The sequence below is a fragment of the Acinetobacter sp. UBA6720 genome (genome assembly GCF_002454215.1).
Taxonomy (GTDB): domain Bacteria; phylum Pseudomonadota; class Gammaproteobacteria; order Pseudomonadales; family Moraxellaceae; genus Acinetobacter.
Map to the genome: position 1 here is coordinate 1 of NZ_DKIK01000045.1, position 4,410 is coordinate 4,410.

The window sequence follows — 4,410 nt, forward strand, 5'->3', positions numbered from 1 at the left end:
CAGCAAAAGTTTGAACTTAAAAACCGTCCTCTGACTGAAGCAGAAAAAAAGCTCGCGAGCAGTATTTTCGGGAACAGTCTGAACATGGATTCGGTTCGAATTATCGCACATCGAGCAGTGCTGCCGCATTATGCGATTAGCCCGAATGGACATGTCTATTTTAATATCAAAGACTGGTGCGAAAATTTTGCCGATCAACCGATTCATCAACAAGCTTGGTTGATTCATGAGCTGACGCATGTTTGGCAAATTCAGCAGGGACTCGCTGTAGTCCGTAAGGCGCTTTTTAACCGTCAATACCGTTATGCATTAAAACAAGGGAAGCAGTTTTTAAGCTATGGCATCGAACAACAGGCGCAAATGGTGCAAGACTATTTTCTTAAAAAACACTATGGTGAAGAGTGCTCAGCGTATGAGCAGTGTATTCCCTTTGTGGCACACAAAGCCTCGTTCTGACCCCGATAGATAAATCTGTGGAGTGATTGTTAGACAACAGATTTTAAAGTCATAAATTGCAAATTATTTGAAGAAAAATGCCAGTGGCATAGGGGATGTGGGCTCTTATTTTGAATGCAAAGCACAGGTAAAAATCGTGAGATTGAGCCTGAAAACGAGCTAAAAATAAGAAGGAATGTCCTATGCGTATCGCTCTTCCATTAAAAGGTAAAGCCAACCGATTTTTTGCGGGACCAGTATTCGATGCTGAAAAACAGTCTGCGATTATTCCGATTCGGCATATGAAATTTGACTTTGAAGCGGAGAAAATTGATCCCAAATTCTACCTAAATGCGGAGCTGGCGAGTGCTTACTTTGCATCACTCTCGATCTTTCTGACCTATGGTGAGGACTTGGTGATTGACACCGCCCGCTATCACCGTGATTTCCTTACTGACCCTGTATTAAAACAACGTGTGACGTCTTTGATTGGTCAGGAGGCACTGCATTCAAAGTTACATGAAGAGTTGAACGATACTTTCAAACAGGTGGATTTGCCGGTTGGCATTTTTCGCTATTTAGCTGAAATCGTTTTCGACTATGGTTTTAACCGTTTACCACAACCGATGAAATTGTCTTTGATGGCGGGCATTGAACATTTTACCGCAGTGCTGTCCGAATACATGATGAACCATGAAGAGATTTTCTTCGATTCTCAAGATGAAAAACAACGGGCGATTTGGATGTGGCACATGTTAGAGGAATCTGAGCATAAAGACATTGCGTATGATGTGTTTCAATCGCTTTCCAATAATTATGCTTTGCGTATTGCAGGCTTTTTTCCAGCGCTTATCACCATTTTACTGCTGATTTCAGTGGCATCAGTTTTTGTCCCGTTTTATCGCAAACCGTCTAATTTGGTGAGTCTCAGTTATTGGAAGGATGTACCACGGAGTTTCAGCCTGTTGTTTGGGCTAAAACGGGGTGTTTATGGCAGTAGCTGGACGCATATTTTTGACTATTTACGTCCGAGCTTTCACCCGAATGATTATGATACCTCTGCATTTTTAGATTATTACAAAGAACGTTTACTGCATCCTGAAACAGGAGTGCTCACACCGTACTTCACCAAAGAATTTACTCCAGTACTGAAATCATAAAAAGGAGATTATGACATGGGACTGTTGAGTAAAAAAATAAATCAAGTCAAAAAGCTTACGCTGTCGTAACGGGTGCAGGCAGTGGTATTGGTCGTAGCTTTGCACTGGAATTGGCCAAGCGTGGTGGTGATGTCATCTGTGCGGATATTGAATTAAGCTCAGCACAGGAGACGGTAGATTTGATTCAGTCGATGACATCTGCGTCAGCCTATGCGGTGCACTGTGATGTTGGATTAAAAGAATCTGTACACACTTTGGCGGAGCAAGCGGAACAGCTTTTGGGACATCCTGTCACCTTGCTCATCAATAATGCGGGAGTTGGGCTAGGTGGTAAGTTTGATGAGGTATCTCTGGAAGATTGGCAGTGGTGTATGCATGTCAACCTGTGGGGGGTAATTCATGGTTGCCACTACTTTGTACCTAAATTTAAACAGCAAGGTTTTGGTGCCATCATCAATGTGGCATCGGCTGCGGGCTATACCGCAGCCCCTGAGATGACAGCGTATAACGTGACCAAGTCTAGTGTTTTGGCACTATCAGAAACTTTAGCTTCAGAGCTTCATGCTTATAACATTGCAGTCAATGTGCTGTGTCCGACCTTGGTGCCCACCAATATTATGAAGAATGGGCGTTTGCCGAGTCGCTATTCTGGACTGGCTGACAAACTGCTGATGAACCATGCGTTTACCACCAGTGATGCTGTAGTCAAAAAAACCTTGAATCGCTTAGATGCAGGCAAGCTTTATACCATTCCACAACCCGATGCCAAATTGTTTTGGTGGATGAAACGCGCATCGCCAAGCCTATACGTCAAGCTTTTAGGCCTAGGTTATCCACTGTTTAATCAACTCACAAAATAAGAATAGAGAAAATGAATATGGAAACGCAATTAGAGATAGAGCAAGCAGATGTGCAAGCGCCGTCTGATCAAATGCAAGATCAAACGACAACGTCAAAAACTGCGGAAGCTCAACCTAAGCAGGCTCGTAAAAAGGCTGTACTTAACCCTAAAGCCGTACATACATACGATACCATTGTTGTAGGGGCTGGGATTTCGGGCATTGCTGCGGCTTATAAAATGAAACAAGTCGGCTATCAGGACTATCTGGTATTAGAAAAAGCGGAGAGAGTTGGTGGCACGTGGCGTGATAATAATTACCCCGGCTGTGGCTGTGATGTACCTTCGGCGTTGTATTCATTTTCCTTTGCGCCCAGTCATCAATGGGGCCACTTATTTGCGAAACAACCTGAGATTTTAAGTTACTTGGAACAAGTGGTTGAGCAGTTTGAGCTGCAAGACAAAATCCGTTTTCAGCATGAGTTGCTCAGCGCAAAGTGGAATGAAGAGGCGAGTATTTGGCAACTCGAAACTTCTCAAGGGGCATATCAAGCACGAACTGTGATTTTTAGCACAGGGCCGATTACAGAACCGTCTTTACCTAACATTAAAGGGATAATGGGGTTTAAAGGAGAAATGTTCCATTCAGCCCGTTGGAAGCATGATTGTGACTTAACGGGAAAGCGGGTTGCAGTGATTGGAACAGGCGCATCGGCCATTCAGTTTATTCCACAAATTCAACCGTTGGCGAAAGAACTGATCGTATTTCAGCGAACTGCGCCGTGGGTTTTGCCCAAAGCGGATATGCAGCTCAATGCTAGCGTGAAATCGCTGGTGGCCAAATTCCCGATGATTCAGCAAGGTTGGAGGAAGAGTGTTTCCAGTATTTTAAAAGGGATCAACTTTGGGCTACGTCATCCTTCACTGCTTGAGCCAGTCAATTTTTTAAGCCGTCAATTATTGAAATTGCAAATACACGATGACGCCTTACGTAAAGCTGTAACGCCTAACTTTTCGATTGGCTGTAAGCGACTTTTATTTGCCAATAATTATTATCCAGCACTGCAACAAGACAATGTCACGCTGTTGCCACAAGGTTTGGTTGAGATTGATGGGCAGACTGTCATTGCTGCAAATGGTGAGCGATTTGAGGTCGATGTCATTATCTGGGGAACTGGTTTTGAAGTGGCACACCCTCCGATTGGACAACGGGTATGGAATGCCCAAGGTGAGCGATTGGCTGACCTTTGGAAGGGCAGTTCTCCAGAAGCGTATTTAGGTACAAGTTTGGAAAATGTACCGAACGCATTTTTGGTACTAGGGCCAAATATCTTGGTGTATGACTCTTTTATTGGGATTGCTGAAGCGCAGATTCAGTACATTGTAGATGGTCTACTAAAAATGAAGCAGCAAGGCTTTAAACGTATGATGGTCAGGCGAGATCTTCTGCGTTATCACAATGCCAAGGTGCAAACTCATTTGAAAACCACAGTATTTAACCGAGGTGGGTGCTCAAGCTATTATTTAGATCAAAATGGGCGTAACTTCGCGGCTTGGCCGTGGTCCTTGGCTGAGTTAAAGCAACATTTATCTGCACTTGAGCTAAAACACTACGATGTTGTTAAAGCTTAGAGTAGCTTTATTAACAGTAAAAACGCCTGAATTTGCACAGACTGTGAATATTCAAATGATGTTATTGATACATTGTTGATTTAAATTACATCATATAAAAAAACCACCCATGAGGGTGGTTTTTTGTCTATCAACGCAGACCGAATTAACGGTTGATGTCGCGTTGAACTTCGCCAGTGTAAAGCTGACGAGGACGACCGATCTTGTACGGACCGCTGTGCATTTCTAACCAGTGGCTGATCCAACCAACAGTACGTGCAAGCGCGAAGATCACTGTAAACATTTCTGTCGGGATACCAATCGCTTTAAGGATGATACCTGAGTAGAAGTCTACGTTCGGGTATA

General features: G+C 43.6%; 4 protein-coding genes and 1 pseudogene. 4 read left to right on the forward strand and 1 reads right to left on the reverse strand.

The window, feature by feature from the left end; translation table 11 throughout:
* The 4 genes and pseudogenes from B4F08_RS03950 to B4F08_RS03965 form a co-directional block, all read left to right on the forward strand.
* A partial coding sequence (locus tag B4F08_RS03950) for a type IV secretion protein Rhs (RefSeq protein WP_291373306.1) occupies window positions 1-456 on the forward strand: 456 nt, incomplete at its 5' end.
* Between the two features lie 182 nt (window positions 457-638).
* The gene (locus B4F08_RS03955) at window positions 639-1,595 is read left to right on the forward strand and encodes a metal-dependent hydrolase (protein ID WP_291373308.1); all 957 of its coding nucleotides are present in this window, start codon (window positions 639-641) and stop codon (window positions 1,593-1,595) included.
* Between the two features lie 15 nt (window positions 1,596-1,610).
* Window positions 1,611-2,455 (forward strand): annotated as a pseudogene (locus B4F08_RS03960) (SDR family NAD(P)-dependent oxidoreductase).
* A gap of 17 nt (window positions 2,456-2,472) precedes the next feature.
* Window positions 2,473-4,065, forward strand: coding sequence for a flavin-containing monooxygenase (locus B4F08_RS03965; protein ID WP_291373310.1), 1,593 nt, complete (start codon window positions 2,473-2,475; stop codon window positions 4,063-4,065).
* A gap of 145 nt (window positions 4,066-4,210) precedes the next feature.
* On the opposite strand, the gene B4F08_RS03970 is transcribed toward B4F08_RS03965, so the two are convergent.
* Window positions 4,211-4,410, reverse strand: a 200-nt coding sequence (locus B4F08_RS03970) for a citrate/2-methylcitrate synthase (protein ID WP_291373312.1), incomplete at its 5' end; no start/stop codon positions are given.

What these genes read in the sequence shown, in the direction of transcription:
- B4F08_RS03965 (WP_291373310.1), top strand. Translation starts at nt 2,473, where the DNA reads ATGGAAACGCAATTAGAGATAGAGCAAGCAGATGTGCAAGCGCCGTCT.
- B4F08_RS03955 (WP_291373308.1), top strand. Translation starts at nt 639, where the DNA reads ATGCGTATCGCTCTTCCATTAAAAGGTAAAGCCAACCGATTTTTTGCG.